At 59.9% G+C, this 25136-nt stretch carries 21 protein-coding genes and 2 rRNA genes; 12 read left to right on the top strand and 11 right to left on the bottom strand.

Annotated features, from left to right (window positions below; translation table 11 throughout):
* Positions 1-75 precede the first annotated feature (75 nt).
* Positions 76-951 (bottom strand): succinate--CoA ligase subunit alpha, encoded by an 876-nt coding sequence (sucD, locus tag D0Y96_RS09550; RefSeq protein ID WP_117299125.1) that lies wholly within the window; start codon positions 949-951, stop codon positions 76-78.
* Positions 952-2130 (bottom strand): ADP-forming succinate--CoA ligase subunit beta, encoded by a 1179-nt coding sequence (sucC, locus tag D0Y96_RS09545; protein WP_117299124.1) that lies wholly within the window; start codon positions 2128-2130, stop codon positions 952-954.
* 385 nt (positions 2131-2515) lie between these two features.
* Here sucC and aqpZ point away from each other — a divergent pair, with 385 nt between their 5' ends.
* From aqpZ to D0Y96_RS09525, 4 genes are all read left to right on the top strand, one after another.
* Positions 2516-3280 (top strand): aquaporin Z, encoded by a 765-nt coding sequence (gene aqpZ / locus D0Y96_RS09540; protein WP_117299123.1) that lies wholly within the window; start codon positions 2516-2518, stop codon positions 3278-3280.
* Positions 3281-3433: 153 nt separating this feature from the next.
* The gene (gene trpD / locus D0Y96_RS09535; RefSeq protein ID WP_350449021.1) at positions 3434-4543 is read left to right on the top strand and encodes an anthranilate phosphoribosyltransferase; all 1110 of its coding nucleotides are present in this window, start codon (positions 3434-3436) and stop codon (positions 4541-4543) included.
* Between the two features lie 189 nt (positions 4544-4732).
* Positions 4733-5536, top strand: coding sequence for an acyltransferase (locus D0Y96_RS09530; protein ID WP_117299755.1), 804 nt, complete (start codon positions 4733-4735; stop codon positions 5534-5536).
* Between the two features lie 123 nt (positions 5537-5659).
* Complete coding sequence (locus tag D0Y96_RS09525) at positions 5660-6367, top strand: site-2 protease family protein (protein ID WP_117299122.1); 708 nt, start codon at positions 5660-5662, stop codon at positions 6365-6367.
* Between the two features lie 7 nt (positions 6368-6374).
* Here the strand turns inward: D0Y96_RS09525 and D0Y96_RS09520 are convergent, their stop codons facing one another.
* Together D0Y96_RS09520 and D0Y96_RS09515 are read right to left on the bottom strand one after the other, a co-directional pair.
* On the bottom strand, positions 6375-6794 hold the full coding sequence (locus tag D0Y96_RS09520; RefSeq protein ID WP_117299121.1) for a type II toxin-antitoxin system VapC family toxin: 420 nt from the start codon (positions 6792-6794) through the stop codon (positions 6375-6377).
* Positions 6791-7252, bottom strand: coding sequence for a hypothetical protein (locus D0Y96_RS09515; protein ID WP_117299120.1), 462 nt, complete (start codon positions 7250-7252; stop codon positions 6791-6793). Before D0Y96_RS09515 ends, D0Y96_RS09520 begins: the two co-directional genes overlap by 4 nt.
* A gap of 186 nt (positions 7253-7438) precedes the next feature.
* On the opposite strand from D0Y96_RS09515, the gene trpS reads away from it, so the two are divergent.
* The 6 genes from trpS to D0Y96_RS09485 all read left to right on the top strand — a co-directional run bounded on the left by trpS (position 7439) and on the right by D0Y96_RS09485 (position 14296).
* On the top strand, positions 7439-8539 hold the full coding sequence (trpS, locus tag D0Y96_RS09510) for a tryptophan--tRNA ligase (protein WP_350449020.1): 1101 nt from the start codon (positions 7439-7441) through the stop codon (positions 8537-8539).
* Positions 8536-9477, top strand: a complete 942-nt coding sequence (locus D0Y96_RS09505; RefSeq protein ID WP_199480225.1) for a segregation and condensation protein A — start codon at positions 8536-8538, stop codon at positions 9475-9477. Before trpS ends, D0Y96_RS09505 begins: the two co-directional genes overlap by 4 nt.
* A gap of 238 nt (positions 9478-9715) precedes the next feature.
* Positions 9716-11338, top strand: coding sequence for an inorganic phosphate transporter (locus tag D0Y96_RS09500; protein WP_117299118.1), 1623 nt, complete (start codon positions 9716-9718; stop codon positions 11336-11338).
* Between the two features lie 94 nt (positions 11339-11432).
* Positions 11433-12524 carry an SMC-Scp complex subunit ScpB gene (gene scpB, locus D0Y96_RS09495; protein ID WP_199480224.1) on the top strand — a complete coding sequence of 364 codons (1092 nt, stop codon included), beginning with the start codon at positions 11433-11435 and terminating at the stop codon, positions 12522-12524.
* On the top strand, positions 12524-13558 hold the full coding sequence (locus tag D0Y96_RS09490; RefSeq protein ID WP_252263631.1) for a pseudouridine synthase: 1035 nt from the start codon (positions 12524-12526) through the stop codon (positions 13556-13558). Before scpB ends, D0Y96_RS09490 begins: the two co-directional genes overlap by 1 nt.
* A gap of 36 nt (positions 13559-13594) precedes the next feature.
* On the top strand, positions 13595-14296 hold the full coding sequence (locus D0Y96_RS09485) for a hypothetical protein (RefSeq protein ID WP_117299117.1): 702 nt from the start codon (positions 13595-13597) through the stop codon (positions 14294-14296).
* A gap of 69 nt (positions 14297-14365) precedes the next feature.
* On the opposite strand, the gene D0Y96_RS09480 is transcribed toward D0Y96_RS09485, so the two are convergent.
* Positions 14366-14920, bottom strand: a complete 555-nt coding sequence (locus D0Y96_RS09480) for a DUF4252 domain-containing protein (protein ID WP_117299116.1) — start codon at positions 14918-14920, stop codon at positions 14366-14368.
* Between the two features lie 145 nt (positions 14921-15065).
* Positions 15066-16631 carry a flavin monoamine oxidase family protein gene (locus tag D0Y96_RS09475; protein WP_117299115.1) on the bottom strand — a complete coding sequence of 522 codons (1566 nt, stop codon included), beginning with the start codon at positions 16629-16631 and terminating at the stop codon, positions 15066-15068.
* A 790-nt stretch (positions 16632-17421) separates the two neighbouring features.
* Between D0Y96_RS09475 and D0Y96_RS09470 the strand changes: the two genes are divergently transcribed.
* The gene (locus D0Y96_RS09470; protein WP_252263630.1) at positions 17422-18141 is read left to right on the top strand and encodes a GAF domain-containing protein; all 720 of its coding nucleotides are present in this window, start codon (positions 17422-17424) and stop codon (positions 18139-18141) included.
* Between the two features lie 208 nt (positions 18142-18349).
* Entirely contained in the window at positions 18350-19840 is a 1491-nt protein-coding gene (locus tag D0Y96_RS09465; protein WP_252263629.1) for an alpha/beta hydrolase, read from the top strand.
* A gap of 29 nt (positions 19841-19869) precedes the next feature.
* Here D0Y96_RS09465 and D0Y96_RS09460 read toward each other — a convergent pair whose 3' ends face one another.
* The 5 genes from D0Y96_RS09460 to D0Y96_RS09440 all read right to left on the bottom strand — a co-directional run bounded on the left by D0Y96_RS09460 (position 19870) and on the right by D0Y96_RS09440 (position 24882).
* A complete protein-coding gene (locus tag D0Y96_RS09460; RefSeq protein ID WP_158562329.1) occupies positions 19870-20013 on the bottom strand; it encodes a hypothetical protein in 144 nt (47 codons plus the stop codon).
* 341 nt (positions 20014-20354) lie between these two features.
* A complete protein-coding gene (locus tag D0Y96_RS09455; protein ID WP_252263628.1) occupies positions 20355-20606 on the bottom strand; it encodes a DUF2277 domain-containing protein in 252 nt (83 codons plus the stop codon).
* Positions 20607-20859: 253 nt separating this feature from the next.
* Positions 20860-21465: a Uma2 family endonuclease gene (locus D0Y96_RS09450; RefSeq protein ID WP_158562328.1), complete on the bottom strand. Its 606-nt coding sequence runs from the start codon at positions 21463-21465 to the stop codon at positions 20860-20862.
* Positions 21466-21607: 142 nt separating this feature from the next.
* A 5S ribosomal RNA gene (rrf, locus tag D0Y96_RS09445) occupies positions 21608-21724 on the bottom strand.
* Between the two features lie 236 nt (positions 21725-21960).
* Positions 21961-24882 (bottom strand): 23S ribosomal RNA (locus D0Y96_RS09440).
* Positions 24883-25136 lie beyond the last annotated feature (254 nt).

Genomic DNA, 25136 nt, shown 5'->3' with positions numbered 1-25136 from the left:
TCTGACATATCAAGCCAGCCGTTCCAAAAAGAAAGGCGACGCAAATTGCGCCGCCTTTCAATCAAAACGTGATTTTTACGCCTTGCCGATCACTCTCGCGACCGTTTCGCCGATGGCAGCCGGGCTTTCGACAACGTGGATGCCCGCAGCCGTCAGCGCCTTCATCTTTTCGGCAGCAGTGCCCTGTCCGCCGGAGATGATGGCTCCGGCGTGGCCCATGCGGCGGCCTGGAGGCGCGGTCTGTCCGGCGATGAAGCCGACGACCGGCTTCTTGACGTGAGCCTTTACATACTCGGCGGCGGTTTCTTCGGCGGTTCCACCGATTTCGCCGATGAGGATGATGGCTTCCGTCTCGGGGTCTTCGTTCAACAGCTTCAGTGCGTCGACGTGCGTGGTCCCGATAATGGGATCTCCGCCGATGCCGATGGCCGTCGACTGGCCGATGCCGCGCTGCGTGAGCTGGTAAACGGCCTCATAGGTCAGCGTGCCCGAGCGCGAAACGATGCCGACGGAGCCTTCTTTGTGAATGCGGCCGGGCATGATGCCGATCTTGGCCTTGCCGGGCGAGATGACGCCGGGGCAGTTGGGGCCGACGAGGGTCGATTTGGAGTGCTTGAGCACGCTCCAGACCTTGACCATGTCGTTGATCGGAATGCCTTCGGTGATGCAAATGATGAGCGGCAGGCCGGCGCTGTTTGCTTCGAGGATCGCGTCCGCGGCGAACGGCGGCGGCACGAAGATGACGGTGGCGTTGGCTCCGGTTTCGGCGACGGCTTTCTCTACCGTGTCGAAGACAGGCCAGCCTTCGTGGGTTGTGCCTCCCTTACCAGGAGTTACACCCCCAACGACTTTGGTGCCGTACTCGGCGCAGCCCTTCGCGTGGAAGGTGCCTTCTTTGCCGGTGATGCCCTGAACGATGAGGCGAGTTTCTTTGTTAACGAGTACCGCCATTTACTTGCCTCCCTTTGCCGCGGCGACGACTTTCTGCGCGGCGTCCTGCATGGTGTCGCCGACGATGAAGTTGAGGCCGGAGTCCTTGAGAATCTGGCGGCCCTGCTCGACGTTGGTGCCTTCGAGACGGAGCACGACGGGGACGGCGACCTTCGTCTTGAGCGCGGCACCCACGACGCCCTGCGCCAGCGTGTCCACGCGCAGAATGCCGCCGAAGATGTTGATGAAGACGGCCTGCACATTCTTATCCGACAGCAGAATTTCGAACGCGTGCTCGATCTGCTGCTGGTTGGCGCCGCCGCCTACATCGAGGAAGTTCGCGGGCGAGCCGCCGGCGTACTGAATGATATCCATCGTCGCCATGGCCAGGCCTGCGCCGTTGACCATGCAGGCGATGTTGCCGTCGAGCTTGATGTAGTTGAGCGCGTACTTCGAGGCTTCCACTTCGAGCGGATCTTCCTCGGCAACGTCGCGCAGCTCCTTCAGATCCTTGTGGCGGAACATGGCGTTGTCGTCGAAGTTGATCTTGCAGTCGAGGGCGAAGAGCTTGTCATCCTTCGTGGTGATGAAGGGATTGATCTCGAGCAGCGAGGCGTCGGTGTCGATGTACGCCTTGTAGATGCCGGTCATGAACTTCACGGCGTCGTTGATCTGAGTGGGCCTGAGGCCGAGAGCGAAGGCCAGCTCGCGCGCCTGGTAGGGCTGGAAGCCCACGGCGGGATCGATGTAGGCCTTGTAGATCGCCGATGGGTCTTTTGCGGCGACCTCCTCGATCTCCATACCGCCGGCCTGCGAGGCCATGAAGACGAGCTTTGCGGCGGCGCGGTCGAGCACGATGCCGAGGTAGAGCTCGCGGTCGATGGCGGCGGTCTCTTCGATCAGCAGGCGCTGCACCTTCTGCCCCTGGGGGCCGGTCTGATGCGTGATGAGCTGCATGCCCAGAATCTGCCTGGCGTACTGCTCGGCCTCATCGAAGTTCTTCGCTACCTTGACGCCGCCGCCCTTGCCGCGGCCTCCGGCATGAATCTGCGCCTTAACGACGACGCCCTTCGCGCCGCCGGTAAACAACCTTCTGGCCACTTCCATCGCTTCGTCGAGCGAGTTGGCGACCTCGCCCCGCGGCACGGCAACGCCGTACTTCGCGAGGATGTCCTTTGCCTGGTACTCGTGAATTTTCATATGAGATTTTCAGAAAAACCGTGGTTGAAGATTCAGAAAAAAGCCGTACAGAAACAGAGAAGGCGATGCCGATGCCCGGCGGCGAGGAAGCCTCTGCAGGCTCCCTGCCCGGAAGGTGGCTGAAGTTTCATAGTATCGGACCGGAAAGAGCGCGGGCAAACGTGCAGGGCATTCGTGCAAAAAAGACTTCCGCGGAAGAAAAGCGATTCAGGACTGAAAAATCTTCATGCTCAGTGCTATGGGGCTGCACTATACTCACTTTCCGCAAAGGGGCGAGAGGGGCTGACTGTGCTGAATCGGACAGGTTTCTCTGATAACCGGCCGCCCTTTTCGATGAGCTGTGGTTCCGGTTTCATTCCTCTTCGGTAAGAAACAGGGGGTTATCGTGAAGCTGAGTAAACGTCTTGCAGCCGAGTTCTTCGGAACATTCTGGCTGGTCTTCGGAGGGTGCGGCGCAGCCGTGCTCGCCGCGGCATTTCCTAACCTGGGCATCGGCTTTGTGGGCGTGGCCTTTGCGTTCGGGCTCACCCTGCTGACTATGGCCTTTGCCATCGGGCACATCTCGGGCTGCCACATTAACCCGGCGGTCTCGGTGGGGCTGGTGGTGGGCAAGCGGTTTCCAGCATCGGAGCTGCTGCCGTACATCATTGCGCAGGTGCTGGGCGGCGCGGCCGGCTCGGGCGTGCTGTACGTCATCGCCAGCGGCAAGCCGGATTTCGTGCTCGGAGGGTTTGCCACCAACGGATACGGCGCACTGTCGCCGGGACACTACTCGCTGCTCTCCTGCTTCGTGGCCGAGGCGGTGCTGACCTGCTTCTTCCTGCTGATCATTCTGGGCTCGACCGATGTGCGGGCGCCGAAGGGCTTTGCGCCGATCGCTATCGGACTGGGGCTGACACTGATTCACCTGATCAGCATTCCGGTCACCAATACGTCGGTGAACCCGGCGCGCAGCACGGGGCCGGCGCTGTTTGTGGGCAGCAGCGCCCTGGGGCAGCTATGGCTCTTCTGGGTGGCGCCGATTGTGGGCGCGATCATCGCGGGGATTCTGTACCGGGTGCTCTTTGCCGAGGAGCCGGATACTTCGGTGAAGACGATTGCGGCGGCGCCTCCCTACGAGCCGCTGCCGGGAACACAGGCCGGCAACTGACACCCTCGAGCCCGATCCCACATCTGCCTGCAACAGGCGGATGTGGGACGCCCGATATTTCAGGCCCGGTGTTCGGATCGCGGATGGCTTTTCCTTCCTTCCGCGACCTGTCCTGAGCCCTGTTTTCAGCTGTCTGCTTTTCAGCTTTTTCCTGTGCTCTGTATTCTGAACCAGATGCCCTCGCTGAAAGAACTGCTCAAATCGATTGCCGAGGAACAACGCACGCTTACCCGCGCGGAGGCGCGCGCGGCACTCAGCGAGATTCTGACGGGCGAGGCCGGCGACATCGAAATTGCCGGTCTGCTGACCGCCTTTGCCACGCGCGGCGAAACGGCCGATGAGCTGACCGGCTTTGCCGAGGCCATGCGGGCTCTGGCGCTGCCGGTTCCACTTACGGAGGACGAGCGCGCCAGCCTGATCGATACGTGCGGGACGGGCGGGGACGGGCGCGGCACCTTCAATATCTCGACCGGCGCGGCGCTGGTGGCGACGGCGGCGGGCGCGAAGGTGGCCAAGCACGGCAACCGCGGCGTGACCTCGAAGTGCGGCTCGGCCGATGTGCTGGAGGCGATGGGTGTGCCCGTTGCTCTGACGCCGGAAGAGTCTGCCGCGTGCCTGCGCGCCACCGGATTTACCTTTCTCTACGCGCCGGCGCTGCAGCCGGCGATGAAGCGGGTGCAGCCGATACGGCGGGCGCTGGGCTTTCGCACGATCTTCAACCTGGCGGGGCCGCTGACCAATCCCGCGGGCGCGACGGCGCAGGTGATGGGCATCTTTTCCGGCTCGCGGCTGATGCTGGTGGCGAACGCGATGGCGCGGCTGGGGGTGCGGCACGCCTTTGTGGTGCATGGCAGCGATGGGCTGGATGAGCTGACGCTGACCGGCGAAAGCAGCGTGGCCGAGGTACAGGGCGCAGGGCTCAGAGCGCAGGGCGCAGAGGCCAGGGTACAGAGCGCGGAGGCGACGGTGCGGCTCTTCCAGCTTGCTCCCGAAGAGGCGGAGCTGCCGCGCGCCACCCTTGCGGAGCTGGCCGGAGCGGAGACAGCGGCGGAGAATGCGGCGATTCTCGAGGGGATCTTCAACGGCGAACCGGGCCCAAGGCGCGATATTGTGCTGCTGAACGCAGCGGCGGCGCTGATGGCGGGCGGCATTGCGGAGGACCTGCGCGACGGCGTGGATCGCGGCGCGGAGGCGATCGACTCGGGCGCGGTCTTCAAAACCGTTGCGGCGCTGCGTACTTTCGCTGCCGATCTGCGTCTCTGAAATCAGCACCACATCTGAAAGCTGTACGTCATTCTCTCTTCACAGAACCGCGAACTTCTTTCTCTCGGGACCGCGAAGGCAGTTCTTCTGATCCGATAGAGTGGTAAGAGTCGGCAGAGTGTGTCCTTTCCGCACGGAAACGGACATCCGGGGCTGCATTTCCTTTCACTCCATCAGGAGAACCGCTTCATGCCACGTTACGAATACCGCGAACTGGAGCCCACGCGCGAAGCCAAAGAAGTCTTCTGCCGCTGGATCAATTATCTCGACAACGAGTTCACGCGGCACGACAAGCCGGCGCTGCGCGCGGAGATCGTCCGCGACAACCTGCACCAGGTGATGCTGGGACGGCCGCACGGCGGGCAGCTGAACTTCACGCTGAATACGGAACTTCCCTTCAACGTGCTGCAGCTTTCACTGGACTCGGCCAACGTGACGATGGAGCCGGAGTACTACGGCGATATCGATCAGAAGAAATATGCGCTGATCAAGCCGCTGGTGTGGTTCTGGCGCATGTTCGACCGCTCGCCGATCGCGCTGAATCTGTGGCTCGGCTTCCGGCTGCGCGCCATGCTGGGGAAGCACATCTTCAAAAGCATCGGCAAAAACGTAAAGATCTACCAGGGCGTCGAGTTCACCTTCGGCTACAACCTCACGATCGAGGACGACTGCGTGATCCATCGCTATGCGATGCTCGACGACCGGGGCGAGCTGACGATTCGCAAAGGCACCTCGGTCTCCGAGCATGCGGCGATCTTTTCGCACGCGCATGACCCGATCGAGCCCAAGGTGATCGAGCACCGGCCGACAGAGATCGGCCCGGCGGCGCGTGTGACCTACCGCTCGGTGGTGATGCCGGGGGTGCGGATCGGCGAAAACGCCATTCTGGGCGCGCAGGCCGTGGCCACGCACGACGTGGAGGCGGATTCGATTGCCGGAGGCGTGCCCGCCCGCGAGGTGAAAAAGAAGACGCAGGCGCGGCGGATCGAGTAGCGCAGGGCGCAGGAAATAGACGTTTGATGTCCGGTGCGGGCTCTGACCTTCACATACTTTTTGACTGCACTCTGCGCGGTGTGCCCGGTTTCGTCTGCCCTGTTAAGATCGTGAGTTAAGTCTATGAGTGAATTACGGATCGTCCAGGGCATCTTTGAATTTGTCATTCTGCTTTTCGCGCTCAGCCTGCATGAGGCGGCACACGCCTGGACGGCGTCGAAGCTGGGAGATCCGACGGCCAGAATGCTGGGGCGCGTCACGCTGAACCCGGCGAAGCACATCGACCCGATCGGAACGATCGTGATTCCTCTGGTGATGCTTTTCGTGCTTCCCGGCTATGGGCAGTTTCTGATCGGGTGGGCAAAGCCGACGCCGGTGACGACGCGCAACTTCAAAAACGCGACGCGCGATGACATTCTGACGACCCTGGCGGGACCGCTGAGCAACGTTCTGGCGGCGGTGGGCTCGGTGATCGCGCTGATTATTCTGGCGAAGGCCACGCCGTCGGGCGCGGCAGCGGTGCATGGACTGGCCGGCGGGATGATCGATCCGGAGATGATGTCGGCCAGCCCGGTGATCTTTCCCATGGCCATCATTTTTTATCTGGCCATGATGCTGAACCTCTTCCTTGCGGTCTTCAATCTGCTGCCGCTGCCGCCGCTGGACGGCTCGCACATCTTCCGGCACATGCTGCCTTATAAGGCGCTGCGGATCTACGACTCGCTCGGCATCTTCAGCCTGATCCTGATGATTCTGGTGGGCGGCAGCGTGGTGGGCTACTTCGTGAACCCGGCAGTGGCGGCGATCAACGGGGTCCTGTTGTCGTTCTGAGGAGAGTTCAGATCGGACTTGTGTCGATGCTGCTGATGAACTGAATGCCCGCTACATTTTGCTTCGTCAGTCTCATGTCTCCGGTGAGGAACAGGTCTACGCCGGCGGAGGCGGCACAGGCGAGATGGATCGAATCAGCCGTAGCCAGTTTCTGCACGGCGCGCAGCGACGCGAATGTGTCTACCGCTCCTGCATCGAAAGGCAGCAGCCGGATCTTCATCGCCGCAACAGCGCTGCGGATCGTCTGCGCTTTTTGCGGCGAGGCATGGGCACCGGCGAGCATCTCTCCCACACCGAGAAAACTGATGCACAACGAATCGCCGCGCAGCTGCATGCGGTTGTAAATCTCCTCGACACGCTGCGCGTATTGCTTATTTCCTTCGAGCAGATAGATGAACAGCATGGTGTCCCAGTAGACGCGGCTCATTTCCAGGCTTTCTCCGGGTCGGTCCGCAGCCATCTGATAAAAGCCGCTCCGCCGCCATATTGGGAAAGCTCGTCGCGCAGGAGTCCACGCAATGCTGCCAGCGGAGATTCCTGCAAAGGCAAATCTGAGCTGCCTTCGGAAGGCTGAATCTTATCGGGACTCGGAAGCGACCCAGGCTGGCCCTGAAAGCGGTAATGGAAAACTACTGTTGTGCTGGTCTTCGATGGCGGACCCTCCACATTCTCTATCTCCAGTCCTTCCGCCTTCAGAAATTTCTTTGAACTTAGCGCGCTGCAAACCTGCGGAGTGTTTCGCTCGGGGAACCCTTCTCTCACGACCAGCGAATGATGCAGATCTCTGACCGGAATCGCAACTGTCTTTCTGCCTTCTCGACGAGCAGGCTCAATGTATTCGAGCCTGGCAAAAAGTCGTACTTTGTCGCTTAGTTCAAACTTCATTTCATACACCCCTCAACGAGTTCAGACTATATGCAGCTTTAAATGTTGTCAAGACAGTTTTTAAAATGTCTAGACAGTTTAATGCATTTCATTTCCCAGGTAGCCCTCTGATGTCAGAGCGATCTCAGGCCGACAATCCGCTACCCAGTACAATAGCCAGAGCATTTCTCACGAGTGAAGGACAGAGTGTCGAACCCTAATTCCCCTTCTCAGGGACAGCCGGCGGAAGGCCGGAAGCGCGTGCTGAGCGGTATGCGGCCCACCGGCAAGCTCCATCTGGGCAACTACATGGGCGCGCTGCACAACTGGGTGCGGCTGCAGCATGAATACGAGTGCTACTTCTTTGTCGCCGATCTCCATGCGCTGACCAGCGATTACGCGGATACTTCGCAGGTAAAGCAGAACACGCTGGATGTGGCGCTGGACTTTCTGGCGGCCGGGCTCGATCCGGAGCAATGCACCGTCTTCGTGCAAAGCCATGTGAAGCCGCATTTCGAGCTGCCACAGCTGCTCGCGATGATTACTCCGCTGGGCTGGCTGGAGCGCGTCCCGACCTATAAAGAGCAGCAGGAGAACCTGACCACGAAGGATCTGAGCACCTATGGATTCCTCGGCTATCCGCTGATGATGGCGTCGGACATCCTGCTTTACCAGGCTGATTTCGTGCCGGTTGGGCAGGACCAGGTGGTGCATGTGGAGTTCACGCGGGAGGTGGCGCGGCGGTTCAATCAGTTTTACAAAGCTGAGGGCTCAGGGCCCAGGGCGCAGGGCGCAGAAATTCTGCCCGAGCCACAGGTGCTGCTGACGCCCTCGCCCAAGCTGCCCGGCACCGACGGGCGCAAGATGTCGAAGAGCTACGGCAACACCATTCTGCTGAGTGATCCGGAAGAGGTGCTTCGGCAGAAGATCAGGCCGATGGTGACCGATCCGGCGCGCATTCGGCGCAAAGATCCGGGCGATCCGGACAAGTGCCCGGTGGGTGATCTGCATAAAGTGTTTTCGAGCCAGGAGACGCTGGCGAAGGTGTATGACGGCTGCAAAACCGCGGGTATCGGCTGCATCGAGTGCAAAGGCTGGGCGGCGGACGCCATCGTGACCCTGCTCGCGCCGATCCAGGAGCGGCGCGCAAAATACGAGCAGAATCCCGCGCTGGTGCGGGAGATTCTTCATGAGGGCGACCGGCGAGCCAGGGCACGCGCGGAGCAGACGATGCAGGAGGTCCGGCCGGCGATGGGCCTTACGGAAGATCTGACCGGCGGCGCAGCACCCGGTGAAGCAACACAATGACTGACGAACAGAAAGACTCCCCCGAAGAGATGCCCGCGGCCGAAACCGGGGCCGCAGCGGCGGAAGCACCCGCAACGGCTGCGCCGGAGAGCGCTCCCGCTGCTGCACGGGCCGCTGAAAAGCCTGCCGCGAAGAAAGACAAGGCGAAGGACGTCGAGTCTGCCTCGCCGTTTTCGGTGACCGTGGGCCAGGTGTACGACGGTCCGCTGGACCTGCTGCTGGACCTGATCCGCAGGCAGGACATCGACATTTATGACATTCCGATTGCGAAGATCACGGGGCAGTTTCTGGCCTATGTGGAGCACCTGAAGGCCACCGATGTCGACTCCGCGGGCGAGTTCATTTATATGGCGGCGCTGCTGATCCACATCAAGAGCAAGATGCTGCTGCCGCGCTCACCGGTCGAGGCGGCCGAGGGCGAGGCCGAAGATCCGCGACGTGAGTTGGTGGAGCGGCTGCTGGAGCACGAACGCTTCAAGAACGCCGCGCAGATGCTGGCGCAGAAGCAGCAGATTGAGGAAGCGACCTGGAGCAGCCCGACGATTCGCGAGTTTCGCAACGCCGAGGGCACGGAGCAGGAGGTCGCGGCGGATACGCTGGATCTGGCCCGGGTCTTTCGCGAAATCCTCGAGCGGGCGAGGCAGCGCCCGGTCCTGAATGTGGAAGAGGATACGGTGACGGTGGGTCAGATGATCGACTACGTACGCCGCCGCCTCGTGATGGAAGACAAGCCGGTCGCGCTGCGGCGGCTGCTGGCCAATACCCGGTCGGAGCGGGCGCTGATCGCCATGTTCCTGGCCCTGCTGGAGCTGGTGCGGCTGCAGGCGGTTTTGCTGCGCCAGGACCGTAACTTCAGCGAAATCTTTATTAAAAAGCACGAGCAGTTCGAGCAGGTGCTCAATGAGCGCATCAGCCAGATGCGCGACGACTGGTCCTGAGAAGCAGGGCCAGCGGTAAAAGGGTCAGAGATAAAGCGGCGAGCGGGAGCGGCGGCCATTCGCACGGGTTGCGCGGGAAGCGGCGGGTGCTTTTACGGGCCGTTTTTGCGCCGGAGCCGCTCATTTTGGCCTCCCACCTATTCATCTCCTCTTCACACTGCATTCATGATTGTCCGCGTTATTGGCTGCTAGTTTTGGCTCCTGATGTTCTCCCCCGAATGAGGACAGGAGCGGTGCAATGGACGAGGCAACAAGTGTAGCAATTTCTCCCGAACAGATTGGCGGAGCGTCGGTTCTCGACCAGAAGATGAAGAAATCGCCCGGAAAGCTGGGCCTGGCCATCTTCGGCGTGGTCCTGCTGGGTGGTCTGGGATATGCCGGGTCGCAGCTGGCCCACGACCTGTCGAGCACACATCTCATATCGGCATGGCCGTATGTTCTGCTGGGTGTGGCGCTGCTCATTGCGCTGGCCTTTGAGTTTGTCAACGGCTTTCACGACACCGCCAACGCGGTGGCAACCGTTATTTATACGCATTCGCTCGAGCCGCACATCGCCGTGGTCTGGTCGGGCATGTGGAACCTGATCGGCGTGCTCACCTCTTCGGGCGCGGTGGCCTTTGCGATTCTCTCGCTGCTGCCGGTGGAGCTGATTCTGCAGGTGGGCAAGGGCGCGGGATTTGCGATGGTCTTCTCGCTGCTGATCTCGGCGATTCTGTGGAACCTCGCCACGTGGTGGTTAGGCCTGCCGGCTTCGAGCTCGCATACACTGATCGGCTCGATCATCGGCGTGGGTATCGCCAACCAGCTGATGAGCGTGAAGAGCGGCACGAGCGGCGTGGACTGGGGCCAGGCGGGCAGCGTCTTCAAGGCTCTGCTGGTTTCTCCGCTGGTCGGCTTCGGCTTCGCGGCGATCCTGCTGCTGATCCTGAAGTTCGTGATCCGCGATCCTGCTCTTTATCAGTCGCCCAAGGGCAACGAGCCGCCGCCGTTCTGGATTCGCTGCCTGCTGATTCTGACCTGCACGGGCGTGAGCTTCGGACACGGATCGAATGACGGACAGAAGGGCATGGGCCTGATCATGCTGATCCTGATCGGCACGGTGCCGACGGCCTACGCGCTGAACCACGCGGTCGGCTATCGCGCGGTGCAGGACTTCGGAGCAGTCTCGGAGCAGGCTGCCAATGTCTTCAACCATTACGTCGATCAGAATGCAGTGATCGGCGATGCCCGCACCGATCTGACGGATTACATCCGGACGAAGGACTTTACGCCCAATACCATGCTGGCGGCTCGCCAGATGGCCTCCGAGATCGGTCATGAAGTGGAGCAGTACAAAACGCTGGCTGCCGTACCGGCCGATCAGCAGCAGAACGTGCGCAACGATATGTATATCGAGAGCGAGGCGCTGCGTCTGATCGCGAAGGCGGGCAATCCGGCCTTTACCGCGGATGAGAACAAGGTGCTGACGAACTACAAGAAGCACCTCGACGGAGCGACCCGCTTCATTCCCGGCTGGGTAAAGGTTGCGGTCGCGCTGGCGCTGGGTCTGGGCACGATGGTCGGCTGGAAGCGCATCGTGGTCACGGTCGGCGAAAAGATCGGCAAGGAGCACCTGACCTATGCGCAGGGCGCTTCGGCGGAGATTGTGGCTGCTATCACCATCATTGCCGCCGATCAGTATCATCTGCCGGTTTCAACCACACACGTGCTGTCTTCCGGCGTTGCCGGAACGATGATGGCGAACGGCAGCGGCCTGCAGCTGGCGACCATCCGCAATATCGCACTGGCCTGGGTCTTTACGCTTCCGGCAGCGGCGCTGCTGGCGGGCGGACTCTTCTGGGCGATGCGCCAGTTCGTCTAAACCCGGCTTCCGCAAACACGGAAAGGCGGCGCTTCTGTAGTATCGAAGAGGCGCCGTTTTTCTTTTGTGCGGCGCGTGAGTCCGACCCGAACGCATGAGTCTCAAGGCCAGAATCGAAGCAGTCATCTACGCGGCGGAGGAGCCGGTAACACTGGCTCAGCTCGCTGCGCTCTTCCATCAGGAAGCGCTGGAGCACTGGCGTGAGCGCGAAGTGGCGGCAGGCATACCGGAATCGTTGCGCGAGGCGGCGGGCGGCGAGATTGCCGCCGATCCGGCGCTGAGCCTGGAGGCGATGGAAGCCGCCGGCACAGTGGAAAGCGCTGCGGAAGAGTCCGCAACCGCGGAGAGCGAACCGGCACAGGCTGAGGAGACGGCGCAGAAGGCGGAGCAGCCGCCGGAAGAGGCAGAGTCGCCGGTAACGGAGCCGACCGCCGAGGACGAAAAGAAGGCAGCCCGGCAGCGGGACCGCGAGATTCGTGACGAGCTTCGCCGCATTCTCGACGAGCTGATGACCGAGTACGATGGCGGCAGCCGCGGGATGGAGATTCGTGAGGTGGCCGGCGGGTATCGCGTGGCCACGCGTCCGGAGTATCACGATTCGGTACGCGCGTTTGTAAAGAGCCTGAAGCCGCCGATGAAGCTGTCGCTGCAGGCGCTCGAAACGCTGGCCGTGATTGCCTACAAGCAGCCGGTGACGGCTCCGGAGATCGGCGAGATTCGCGGAGTGGATTCGGCCGGCGTGCTGGGCTCGCTGATCAGCCGCAAGCTGGTGACGACGGCGGGGCGCAAGCAGGTGATCGGGCGGCCCATTCTCTACAAAACGACGAAGGAGTTCCTGCTGCGCTTTGGCCTGAAGGACCTGAACGAGCTGCCGTCGATGGAAGAGTTCGAGAAGATGGCCAGCGAGCTGAGCGATGGAGAGCCGATCGGCACGCGGCCCACCGAGCTGCCCTTTGCGCAGAACGAAGCAGCCGAAGTGGAAGAGGCGCTTGCCGCCGAGGGCGAAGGCTCCGAAGCGGAGACGGCGGCAGAGAACGGCCACGAGGGTGTGCCGGTCGCGGTGGGTGTCTCGCATGAGTCGGCGGAGGAGCATCCGGCGGATATCCCGGGCGTCGACGCGCACCATGAAGAGGACATAAGCGAAGAAGAATCGAACGAAGAAGAACCGGTCAATAAAGAAGAGTAATGGCTGACGAACCGCAGAGACACGCCTCCGGCGAAGACGAGAGCGCGAACCCGAATATGGAGCGGCTGCAGAAGATTATTGCCGCCGCCGGCCTCGCCTCACGGCGCAGAGCCGAGGAGCTGATTGCGACCGGGCGCGTTCAGGTGAACGGCAAGGTTGTTACCGAGCTGGGCACAAAGGCCGATCCGTCGCGCGATCACATTCGCGTGGACGGCAAGCTGCTGCAGGGCGCGGAGCGGCAGCGGTACTTCCTGATCAACAAGCCGAAGGGCTACGTGACGACGGTGAGCGATCCTGAGGGCCGCCACACGGTGATGGAGCTGATTCCGCGCGGCGAGCGCGTCTTTCCTGTGGGCCGTCTCGATTACATGAGCGAAGGGCTGCTGCTGCTGACCAACGACGGCGACCTGGCCAATGCTCTGACCCGCGCGGCGTCGCGCGTGGAGAAGACATACCTCGTCAAGGTGAGCGGCAAACCGTCTGAAGCATCGATCGAGCAGCTTCGCACCGGCGTGATGATCGACCGGGGACGGATCGGCACAAGGCCGGGCGAGCGGAGCGCGTCGGGTAAAGGACGGGGAAAAGACCGCGTGATGACTGCTCCGGCAAAGATTCGCCTGGTGCGCGATGCGGAGAATCCCTGGTACGAGATGGTTCTGATCGAGGGCCGGAACCGCGAGCTCCGCAAGATGTTCGAAGAGATCGGCCATCACGTGGAGAAGATTCGCCGCGTGGGCTACGGCCCGCTGGTGCTGGACGTGGAACCGGGCAAGCTGCGGGAGCTGGATCTGCAGGAGATTGAAGCGCTGAAGCGCGCCGTACAGAAGAAGAAGCCGGCGTCCTCCATCGCCGGCAGACGTGCGGCGCAGACGCGGCCCTCCGGCGACGGCAGGCCGGGGCAGAACCGTGCGGACAGGCCGCGAAGCTCTGCGCCACGAAGCTCCGGGAGTGGAGCGGCGGCGAAACAAACCCGCGGGACAAAAAGCCGCGGACCGGCGCAGCGCAAGCGCGGGCTGCCGAAGCGCGGGCAGTAAGCTTTCCGCTCCTGCCGGACCTCTGGCCTTTGTGACATGATGGCTTCCGTGAAGGTCTTTGCGATTACGCTTTTGCTCGTTGCGGCGATGCGCCTGCCGGCGCAGTCGTGTCCCTCGCAAAACAACGACGCAGCAGCGCCGGGGACCTCGACGCTGAACGGAGTGATCCGCGTACACCATGAGCTGCGTGACTGGATTGCGGTGGAACTGACCCAACCGGCGTGCGGCGAGAAAAGCATTCAGCTTACCTTCGATACAGCATCGGCAAGCGAGCATGCTGCTTCACTCGATGGCTGCCACGCGACCGTCAGAGGCTCCATCGATTCTTCACCGACGGGATACTACTCGGCGAATCTTTTTATCGCGAATGCTGCGATCAGACCCGCGGCGGGGTGTCGTCCGAAGCCGGTGCGGGCAAAGCCGCCGGCCGCTGCTCCCTCGAATCTGCGCTCGTATCAGGTCTCGGTCACGATCGACATTGCGAAGAATGCTCCTCTGCAGGGGCGAGCGTGGCGCACGGATGGGCAGAAGGACGCGCTGACGCCGTGGCAGAGCTACGGAAAGACATCGCTGACGGGTGGATACGTGCTCTATGTCGGCTGCCGCGAGGGCTTTCATCCGGCCGGCGTCTCGAGCGCCACGAAGGATCAGGTGTCGGTCGACGAGGACCTGAAACAGGCGATGCTGGCGCCGGATGAGACGCGGCCGAGCGAGATCACGGTCTCCTGCGCACGGTAGCAGAGGCAGCATTGCGATCAGGCACGACGCGCCGGGGAGCAGCCGCGGCCATCGCCGAAGAGTGATCCGCTATTTGTCGTCTTCGAAGCGGTCTCCGGAGAAGCGAGGGATGCCGAAGTGTCCCCGCAGATGCAGCAGGTCGAGCGGGCTGAGCGCGCCGTCGACGGCGACCAGATCGACGTTGGTGGGGTTGGCCACCATGAGCACCATGCCTTCCACATTGCCGTTGGCGAGGCGAATCCAGAGATCGGTGCGGCCCGGATGCTCTTCGGCGGCGTGCGACTGCGCGGTCACCATGTGCTTCCAGCCGCGGTCGCGATACTGCGCACGCACGGCATCGAGAGCGCCGGGATTGTAGAGGCCGGGAGCGGGATAGCGGAAGCTGTGTACCGAGATGCCGCGCAGCTTTGCCACCACCTGCCGCACCTGTTCGTCGCCGGTGAAGTTATTGGCCAGGTCGAGCATCGACTTGTCGAAGGTGAAGTCGGTATGAAAGCTGGCGTGAGCGGCCAGTGTTTCCATCCCCTGAGGAATCCAGTCACTCTGCTGCGCCTGGGCGAAGCCGGCTGACACCCACAGCAGCGCCGCTGCCATCAGTGCCGTGAAACGCACTTTGTACCGCATATCTTATGCAGACGCCTGCTGAAGAGAAAAGTTGGGGTAGCGGGGCAAAAAAAGCGGCTCCGGAAGAGCCCGGAGCCGTTCGGCACACCAACCTGAGAAATCGTTACGAAGATGAGCGATGACCGCAAAGCATGCGGCCGTTCACTCATCCCGCATCTGTTCCACTCTGCACGCGCGCGCCAAGCTGATTGATGACGCGAATGGCGGAGAGCGCTGCGCCTTCCTGCCAGCCGACGAGATGCGACGTGTGATCGCCGGCGAAGTACACGCGGCGATCGGCGACGAGCAGCGCATCGAGATTGCCGGCGCGGCCGAAGCCCTGTATCCATGAGCCTTCGCTGAAGGGGATGTTGCCCCAGTTGACGTAGATGGGGTTGGCCAGATCGGCTCCGTGGCCGGGATGCAGCAGATCGATGGCGTGACGCGAGGCATCGAGCTTCGCCTGCATATCCGGCAGCTTTCCGAAGGGCGTGCCGTTCTCGACGGAGTATCCGCCGATGATGACGCCGTTCTCTGAGAAGAACTTTGCGCTGGGATACCAGATGACGTTGACGGTCTGCTGCAGCCAGGAGAGGCCGCCGTAGATGTTATTTTGCTTCTCCCAGAAACGGGGAGCCTCCCACGCGATTTTGTACGCGTGGTCGTAGGTTATGCTGTCGATCACGGCGCGAACCGGATCGCTGAAATCGGCATCGATCTTCTTCATGATCGTGAGCGGCAGACAACAGATGCAGTAATCGGCCTCGACCGTATGCGTGGCTCCGCGGGCGCGGTCCTGATACGAGACGGTCACGCCCGCGGCAGACTGACGGATCTGCTTTACCTCGGCGCCGAAGCGTATCGTCTTCCCCAGATGCCGGGCAAAGGCATAAGGGATGCGGTCCATGCCGCCGATGGGCTGAAACATGGTCGGCTGCCAGTCGATGACCTCTTCGGAGAGCATGCCTGACCACAGATCGGCATCGAGCAGCGCGTGCATGGGCAACGGATCGATCGGCTCCGGCTTTTGTTTTTCCGCGCCGGGAGGAACTTTGAAGCCGGACCGCTGCGAGCCTTTGAAGAGATAGTCCGGCTGAAGATCGCCGTACTGCATAAGAAACGCGAGCATGCGCTCCTTGTCGTCCGCGGTCACATCCTCATCGAGCGCGCCTTTGCGAATGCACTTCGCGAGCAGCTCGGAGACGTGGCCGCGCGTATCGTTCACGACGCGGCGCTCCTGCACGGCGATGCCATCGTTCAGCTTGCCGCTCTGCATCAGCGCGCAGCGCGACGAGTTGACTTCGACTTCAAGCGGCACCTCGAGCTCACGGCAGTAGCCCAGCATATGCGTGTGAATCGAAGGCAGACGCGCCGGTCCGGCATTCATGTAATTGCCTTCACGGAAGACACAGCTCTGCACGCTGCCATCGATAAACTCGACGCGCGTCGTATCGCGCACCGACCAGTTGCGCCCGCCGGGGCGCTCTCTGGCTTCGAGCACGGTGCACGTGTATCCGGCTTTTCTCAACTCGTATGCCGAGACCAAACCTGCTATTCCTCCCCCCAGAATGACGACGCGTGTACCCTTTCCATCCACCAGGTGTAACCGGCCCGCTTCTGCGGCGGCCTCAGGAAGCGGCAACAAACCAAGAGACTGCATCATGACAAACGCCGCGCCGAATCCACCTGCCTGGCCTGTCCGCATCAGAAAATCGCGCCTTGTCAGCCCCATCTGTCCCTGCCCTCTTTCTCTTAAAGTCTTCCAGCGCCTGCAGCGGATGAAAAAGGCGCCCGTGGCACAGGAGACGATACCACGGGCTACAGGGAGACCAGAAGATACTGTGGACACACCGGCTCAGGTGTCGAAGCGGCTGAAAGCGATCCGGCTAACGCGATGGCTGTATCTCTGCCGAAGCGACGGGCCGAGGCAGCGATATCACATGTCCTCCCCAAAAATATCTGCAGCCAAAATATCTGCGGTCAAAGCATCTGCGGCATTGAAGGCGCGGCACGCGCCGTCAACGCGACGATTGCGATCGTGTGGCCATGAGTGCGTGACGCCGAAGACATCTCTCTTCGCCGTTCGCGAGCTTTGCAGACGGATCGCAATGCCACAGAAGAAGACTCTGCAGATCACGCTCCTGATCGACGCAAACGACACGTCGAGTCAGCGGCTCGCAGGCATGCACAGAGATGCACTGCGCCGAAACAAGCACGGACCACACTTCAGGAGTTCTTCGACCTGGAAGGACGGCCGGTATCCATTCGCCTTCGAACAAGGAAGGGCAACACCGGCAAACACTTTCACTCAGGGTGTGGAGCGAAAGTATGTTTATTTGTACACAGCAACATAAAAATTACAAGCGCTATCGATCATTTCTTCTTCTGCCGCAGCGCGGATGAAAGAGAGCTTGTTCCGGCGCTGGGCCTGCTGCGAGGGCGTGGACAGCGTCAGAAGAAGCGCGGTATACAATTTAGTCTCTTCAACGGTTATTTTCTGCAACGGGCACAGGAGTAACGGGTTGGATCGCATCGTGACGGACAAACGGGAAGAACTGAGCGATATCGATCTGCTGCATGAGATAGGAAGCCGGATGGCGGCGGCCGATCCCTTTCATGCGGTGCTCGACCGCATTATCGAAGTGGTCTCGGAGGCGGTGCACTGCGACTCCTGCTTTATCTATGTGCTCGACAAGGATCAGCTGGTGCTGCGCGCCTCGAAGAATCCTCACGCCGATGTGGTGGATCAGGTAGGCCTGGCGCTGGGCCAGGGCATTACGGGCTGGGTCGCGGTACACAAGCAGGCAGTTGCGATTCCTGCGCGGGCGTCGCGCGATGCGCGTTTTGCCAAGCTCGGCAATCTGCCGGAGGATCGCTTTGAGGCCTTTCTCTCGGTGCCGATTTTGTGCCGCGGCAAGCTGGTCGGCGTAATCAACGTGCAGCACCGCGAGCAGCATCCGCACACGCAGCGCGAGATTCGTCTGATCACCATGCTCGGCTATCTTGTGGGCGCGGAGATCGAGCTGGCGCGCATGGAGTTCGAAAAGGCGCAGCTTGCCGATCAGCTGGAGACGCGCAAGGTGATGGAGCGCGCCAAAGGCATTCTGCAGCGCGAGCTGGGCGTGGATGAAGAGGCTGCCTACATCGCTCTGCAGAAGCAGAGCCGGCAGCGCCGCAAACCTCTCAGAGAAATTGCCGAAGCCATCATTCTGATGGACGACCTGCGGCGCAGCAAAAAGTAACGGCAGACGGCCTCTGAACGGCATGCCTGGCCTGGATGCCGGAGCCGTTTTTCTCCCTGCGGGGAGCCGGATATCTTTCTGTCCGCTGACGGATGCTTTTGTTACACTCGGGCGGATGCAAATCCGGCGTGTTTTCCTACCTCTCGTTCTGGCTGCGCTGACCACTCTGGCCGGTGCTCAGGAAAGGCATCTTTTCTTCCGTGTCAGCATGGGTTCGGCGAGCACGCAGCCTGTCTCGGGAAGGCTGATTCTGTTTCTCTCGCGCGGAACCGGCGCACACGATATCGACATCAACCCGTTTCATCCGCTGGAGACTTATGTTGCCGCGGAGGAGGTTCCGTGGCTCTCGCCGGGCGGATCGGTCGAGATCGATACGGACGGGCTTGTCTTTCCCGGCGAATTCTCTTCTTTGCCGAGGGGCGATTATCAGGTACAGGCGCTGCTGGATGTACACCACTCCTACAATTACGACGGACGCAGCGAAGGAGATCTTGCCAGCAGCGTGGTTACGCTGAAGGACTGGACGCCGGGACAGGGAGACGAGCCGTCGCTCAAGCTCGATGAAAAGCTGCCGGCGGCTGCGCCTCCGAAGCTTCCGCTGACGGCGGAAGAAGAGAGCGCGGCCAGAGCCGATACAGAAGCGATCGACTTTCCAAGCACGCTGCTGACGCGCTTTTCCGGACGAGAGACGCGGATTCGCGGATGGGTGATTCTGCCGCCGGGTTATCGTGAGCATCCGCAGCGGCGCTATCCCACGGTGTACTGGACGCATGGCTTTGGCGGAACACTGACGTATGCGAAATTGACGGGCTGGATGATTTACCGGCGCATGATGCAGGGCAAGATGCCGCCCATGATCTGGGTAATGCTCGATGAGTCGCTGCTGACCGGAACGCACGAGTTCGCCGATTCGGTGAACAACGGTCCATGGGGCGCTGCGCTGACGAAAGAGCTGATTCCGGCGCTCGAAGCGAAGTACCGGATGGACGCGAGACCGAGCGGACGCTTTCTGCAGGGCCACTCGTCGGGCGGATGGGCAACACTGCAGCTGGAGGTAAATTATCCGAAGGTCTTTGGCGGCACCTGGTCCACGTCACCGGACCCGAGCGACTTCCATGACTTTACGGGCGTGGACCTGTACGCGCCGCACGCGAACCTCTACCACCGGCCCGATGGCACTCCTTATCCGCTGATCCGCGATCACGGCCAGGTCGAGGCTACGATGGAGCAGTTTGCACGGCTGGAGCGCGTGCTGGGCGATTACGGAGGACAGCTCGCATCGTTCGAGTGGGTCTTTTCGCCGCGCGGAGCCGATGGACGTCCGCTGCAGATGTTTAACCGCGATACAGGGGATATCGATCCCGCGGTGATCACCTACTGGCGCGATCATTATGATCTGGCGCATATCGTGGCCGCCGATCACGCGGCTCGCGGACCATGGCTGAAGGGGAAGATTCACGTGATTGTGGGCACGGCAGATACGTTCTACCTGGATGGAGCGGCGCACAGATTCGAAGCGGTGCTGCAGAGCCTGGGCGAGCAGCCGCACTTCACCTATCGCGAGGGCCGCACGCACTTCGACCTGTACAACGAGGGCAGCGACCGGATGGCGATGTTCGATACCATCGCGGCGCAGATGTATGCCATCGCGCGGCCGGGCAGAAAAACGGCGCACGCAGCAGTTCAGGAAGCTCACTGAGAAGCGACGGGCAAAAGCCGCTTCAGGATTTACTTTGGTGCAAAAAAGAAGGCGAGCAGATTTCTGCCCTGGCCGGACCACAGCATAAAGACCAGCAGCAGACCAGCGCCGATGGCGCAGTCCGTGCCGGGCGAAGTGATGCTGAGAACCTTCAGGCTCCACAGTACAAGCACTGATCCTGTCACTGTGCACAGGAATGGGATGGAAAGAACACGTCCACGCGAAGGAGATGGTTCTGCAGCTGATTTACGCTTCGCGTATTCCCCGATTTTCAGGCCGGCGAGAAAGGCCCAGCCTGCGAGACAGATAACACAAAAGATTTTCCAGTAAAACATGCTCTGTATTTATAAGATCATGATTCGGCGCGAAAAGTCGCACTTTCATCGGCACCCGTAAAAATGTTTCTGCCGGCAATGCATTGCTGGACATAAACTGCCGGATGTATTCCTGCATCGATGCGCGATACGCCGGTCTCTTTTCCAGATATCTTCAGAGAGCAGACATTTTTACTGCGTCAGTTCTGAAATCTCTCTGCGGCACGTGCCTTTGCTTTGGCGGCCACCTCTTCCCGGCTCCTGGGAAGCGCAGTCGTTTCGAGCGAGCGCAGCAGACGGCCGGAGACGCCGGCGATCTCCTCGATCGCGGAGTGAAACGCCTCTTCATTTGCCTTCGACGGCTTATTGAAGCCGCTGATCTTCCTCACATACTGAAGCGAGGCGGCGCGAATCTCTTCGGCAGTGACGGGAGGGTCGAAGTTGAAAAGCATTTTGATGTTTCGTCACATGCGGGAGACCTCCCTTTCATTAGAACCCTGGCGGGCTGTTTTCCGAAACCGGATCGCCGCTGATCCGGGTTAGTTCTTTTGGATAATTGCGAATTCTCTGGTTACAGGCAAATGCAAAAAGCCCGCTCCGAAGAGCGGGCTTTCTTTAAGAATAATGCCGGCGATCACCTGATCTCCCACACACTTTCGCGTGCAGCACCATCGGCCCGGCGAGGCTTAACTTCCATGTTCGGGATCAGTCTTCGTAAAGAGTCCAGACTGCGGCCAGATCCAGATCGAAGCCTGCAACCGGGTCAGCTCCGGCAACCTTATCTCCGGCTTCGACTCGCACAGACTGTCCCGGCTCATAGACCAGGACGTTGCGGCTGTATGGATCGACGAGCCACCCCAGCTTTGCGCCGTTGGCGATCCACGACTCCATCTTTCTCCTGGCTTCAGCGAGGCTGTCGCTTGCCGACAGCAGTTCAATCACAAAAGCAGGAGTAAGGCGCAGAAAATGCTTCCGGTCTTCCTTCGTCAGTCCGCCCACCTGCTCTGCCGTGGCGTATGCTGCGTCGGGACTGAGTGAAGAGCCATCCGGCAGGAAGAATCCAGCATTTGATTCAAAGACTGTGCCCCGCCGGTGCTGCTTCCACCAGGCTCTGAGCTGGTAATTGATTTCGCTGTTGCCGTCACTGCTGTCCGCACCCGTTGGTGGATTCACGATGATCGTGCCTTCCTTCGTTCTTTCCAGCTGCACCAGATCATTTGCCGCACACAGCTTCTCAAACTCCTCATCCGTGAGCGGCGGATCGAGCGTTACGCTGCTCGGCAGCTTCGGAATTTCGAGAATGGTGCTCATATTCATATTCTACGCAGGGTACGCCGCACCCGGTATCCAGGCAATTTCAATTTCAGGTCTTCGCTCGCTGGCCAGATCGCACTTCGCGCCAGGCAAATGCAAAAAGCCCGCTCCGAAGAGCGGGCTTTTTCTTTAAGAATAATGCCGGCGATCACCTAATCTCCCACACACTTTCGCGTGCAGTACCATCGGCCCAGCGAGGCTTAACTTCCGTGTTCGGGATGGGAACGGGTGGGACCCTCGCGGTATGGTCACCGGCAAACCTGAGCGGCGCCTGGCAGGCTGTTTCTCCCGCAGCCGGACTCATCAACGGACTGTTTCTCCCGGACGAGTGGCGGCAAACTGGCACCACAACTTCAATTTCGACTGACTGCGTCGAAATTCCAATATCTCACAACGAAACCGATTGAGTTGCCGTATCCATCTTCAACATACGGCATACAGTACAGGGCTTGCTGAATGTGTCTGCGGATCAAACTGCGCAGAATTAATTCTATGGACAAGCCGAACGGGCGATTAGTACTGGTAAGCTACACGCATTACTGCGCTTCCACCTCCAGCCTATCAACCAGATGGTCTTTCTGGGCCCTTCAGGGAGATCTCATCTTGGGGCGTGCTTCCCGCTTATATGCATTCAGCGGTTATCACAACCGAACTTCGCTACCCAGCCGTGCCTTTGGCAAGACAACTGGAACACAAGAGGTTCGTCCATCCCGGTCCTCTCGTACTAAGGACAGCCCCCCTCAAATCTCCTACGCCCACAGCAGATAGGGACCGAACTGTCTCGCGACGTTCTGAACCCAGCTCACGTACCGCTTTAATAGGCGAACAGCCTAACCCTTGGAACCTTCTACAGCTCCAGGATGCGATGAGCCGACATCGAGGTGCCAAACCGGAGCGTCGATATGAACTCTTGGCTCCGATCAGCCTGTTATCCCCGGCGTACCTTTTATCCGTTGAGCGATGGCCCTTCCATACAGAACCACCGGATCACTAAGGCCTGCTTTCGCATCTGCTCGACTTGTAGGTCTCACAGTTAACCACTCTTATGCCTTTGCACTCGACGACTGATTTCCAAACAGTCTGAGAGTAGCTTCGCGCGCCTCCGTTACAATTTAGGAGGCGACCGCCCCAGTCAAACTACCCGCCTAACTATGTCCCTCTCCCGGATGACGGGAGGAGGTTAGAATCACAGCACTCGCAGGGTGGTATCTCACCGGTGGCTCCTCCGAATCCGAGAATCCGGGATCAAAGCCTCCCACCTATCCTGCGCAGCGAGAGCCATAATTCATAGTTAAGGTGTAGTAAAGGTGCACGGGGTCTTTCCGTCTAGCTGCGGGTAACCGGCATCTTCACCGGTACTACAAGTTCGCCGAGCAACTCGTTAAGACAGTCGTACGATCGTTACTCCATTCGTGCAGGTCGGAACTTACCCGACAAGGAATTTCGCTACCTTAGGACCGTTATAGTTACGGCCGCCGTTCACCGGGGCTTCAGTTCAAAGCTTCGGGCTTGCGCCCTAACCTCTCCCTTTAACCTTCCGGCACCGGGCAGGAGTCAGCCCCTATACGTCGTTTTCGACTTTGCAGAGACCTGTGTTTTTGTTAAACAGTCGCCGTACGCGTTTCACTGCGGCCCACCAGAGGTGGGCGACCCTTCTCCCGAAGTTACGGGTCTAATTTGCCGAGTTCCTTAACAAGCTTTCACTCGAGCGCCTTTGGATATTCTCCTCGTCTACCTGTGTCGGTTTGGGGTACGGTTCCCAACTACTCTCCTTAGAGGATTTTCTCGGCAGCGTGAAATCAGCAGCTTACACCCATACGGGCTTGCTTTACGCCTCACTGTTAAGCTCCAGTGGATTTGCCTGCTGGAACCAGCTTACGCGTATCGACCGCCATAGCCATATGACGACCTGCTTATCCTTCTGCGTCTCCCCATCGTCAAACGAGAGTTGGGAGGTCCGGAATATTAACCGGATGTCCATCAGCTACGCCTTTCGGCCTCGCCTTAGGGACCGCCTAACCCTGAGCGGATTAACCTTCCTCAGGAAACCTTAGACTTTCGGCGTGAATGGTTCTCACATTCATTATCGCTACTTATGCCGGCAGGGTCTCTTCGCAACGCTCCATCCGTCTTCTCAGTCGGACTTCACTGCTGTTGAGAATGCTCTCCTACCACGCACACCATAGGTGTGCATCCGCTGCTTCGGTATACAGTTTTAGCCCCGTTATATTGTCGGCACCGGACCGCTTGACCAGTGAGCTATTACGCTTTCTTTAAAGGATGGCTGCTTCTAAGCCAACCTCCTGGCTGTCTGGGCGTTCCGACTTCCTTTCCCACTTAACTGTAATTTGGGGACCTTAGCAGGCGGTCTGGGCTGTTTCCCTCTCGACTGTGAAGCTTAGCCCCCACAGTCTGACTCCCGGACTGGTTGTCAGTGGCATTCGAAGTTTGGTTGGATTCAGTAAGCCGGAAAGCCCCCTAGTCCATCCAGATCTCTACCACCACTGCAAATCATCCGAGGCTAGCCCTAAAGCTATTTCGGAGAGAACGAGCTATCACGGAATTTGATTAGCCTTTCACCCCTACCCTCAGCTCATCCGAGCTTTTTTCAACAAACACCGGTTCGGTCCTCCAATAGGTTTTACCCTACCTTCAACCTGGCCAAGGGTAGATCATCCCGCTTCGCGTCTATTCCTGCCAACTGAACGCCCTGTTCAGACTCGCTTTCGCTTCGGCTCGCTTACGCTTAACCTTGCTGACAAGAATAACTAGCCGGCTCATTATGCAATAGGCACGCGGTCAGACATTCCCTTGCGGGCATAGTCCTCCCACTGCTTGTAGGCACACGGTTTCAGGTACTTTTCACTCCCCTAACAGGGGTTCTTTTCGCCTTTCCCTCACGGTACTGGTTCACTATCGGTCAGATACGAGTATTTAGCCTTGCGGAATGGTCTCCGCGGATTCAAGCAGGGTTTCACGTGCCCCGCCTTACTCAGGTGCCTGCTTCGAGTCTGGATAGTTTTCGTCTACGCGCCTGTCACGCTCTATGGATCCACTTTCCAGAGGATTCGACTAACTACCAGATTGGTAACTCTACTGTTGCAGGTCCTACAACCCCCTATGCACCGAAATGCAACGGGTTTGGGCTGTTCCGATTTCGCTCGCCACTACTTTCGGAATCGAGGTTTCTTTCTTTTCCTTCAGGTACTGAGATGGTTCACTTCCCTGAGTTCGCTCACTCCCGCCTATGTATTCAGCAGGGTGTTCCCGAGGTTTGCTCGGGAGGGTTTCCCCATTCGGAAATCTTCGGATATAACGCCTGTGTGCGGCTCCCCGAAGCTTATCGCAGCTTGCCACGTCCTTCATCGCCTGTATCTGCCAAGGCATCCACCGTGCGCCCTTAGTAGCTTGACCATAGAATTAACTCCACGCAGGAGTCATCTACAGCTTGATTCATTCGCCTGTTTTGTGCCGTCTTATCCATCCGAAGATGAACAGTCACGGGCACGTTATCCTAAAGACACTTCAAACATGACCAACTTCCCTATCTCCGCGATACGAATGCGGGACAAGGTCATTGCTCAGCCTTGTAATGTATTTACCCAATCGATTTCGTTGTCAAACATCCGGACATCAGCATTGCTGATGCACGCCCTCAGGCGCTATCG

The organism is Paracidobacterium acidisoli, assembly GCF_003428625.2.
Classification (GTDB): domain Bacteria; phylum Acidobacteriota; class Terriglobia; order Terriglobales; family Acidobacteriaceae; genus Paracidobacterium; species Paracidobacterium acidisoli.
Note: the sequence above shows the minus strand (reverse complement) of the source record. Positions and strands in the feature narration are given on the sequence as shown.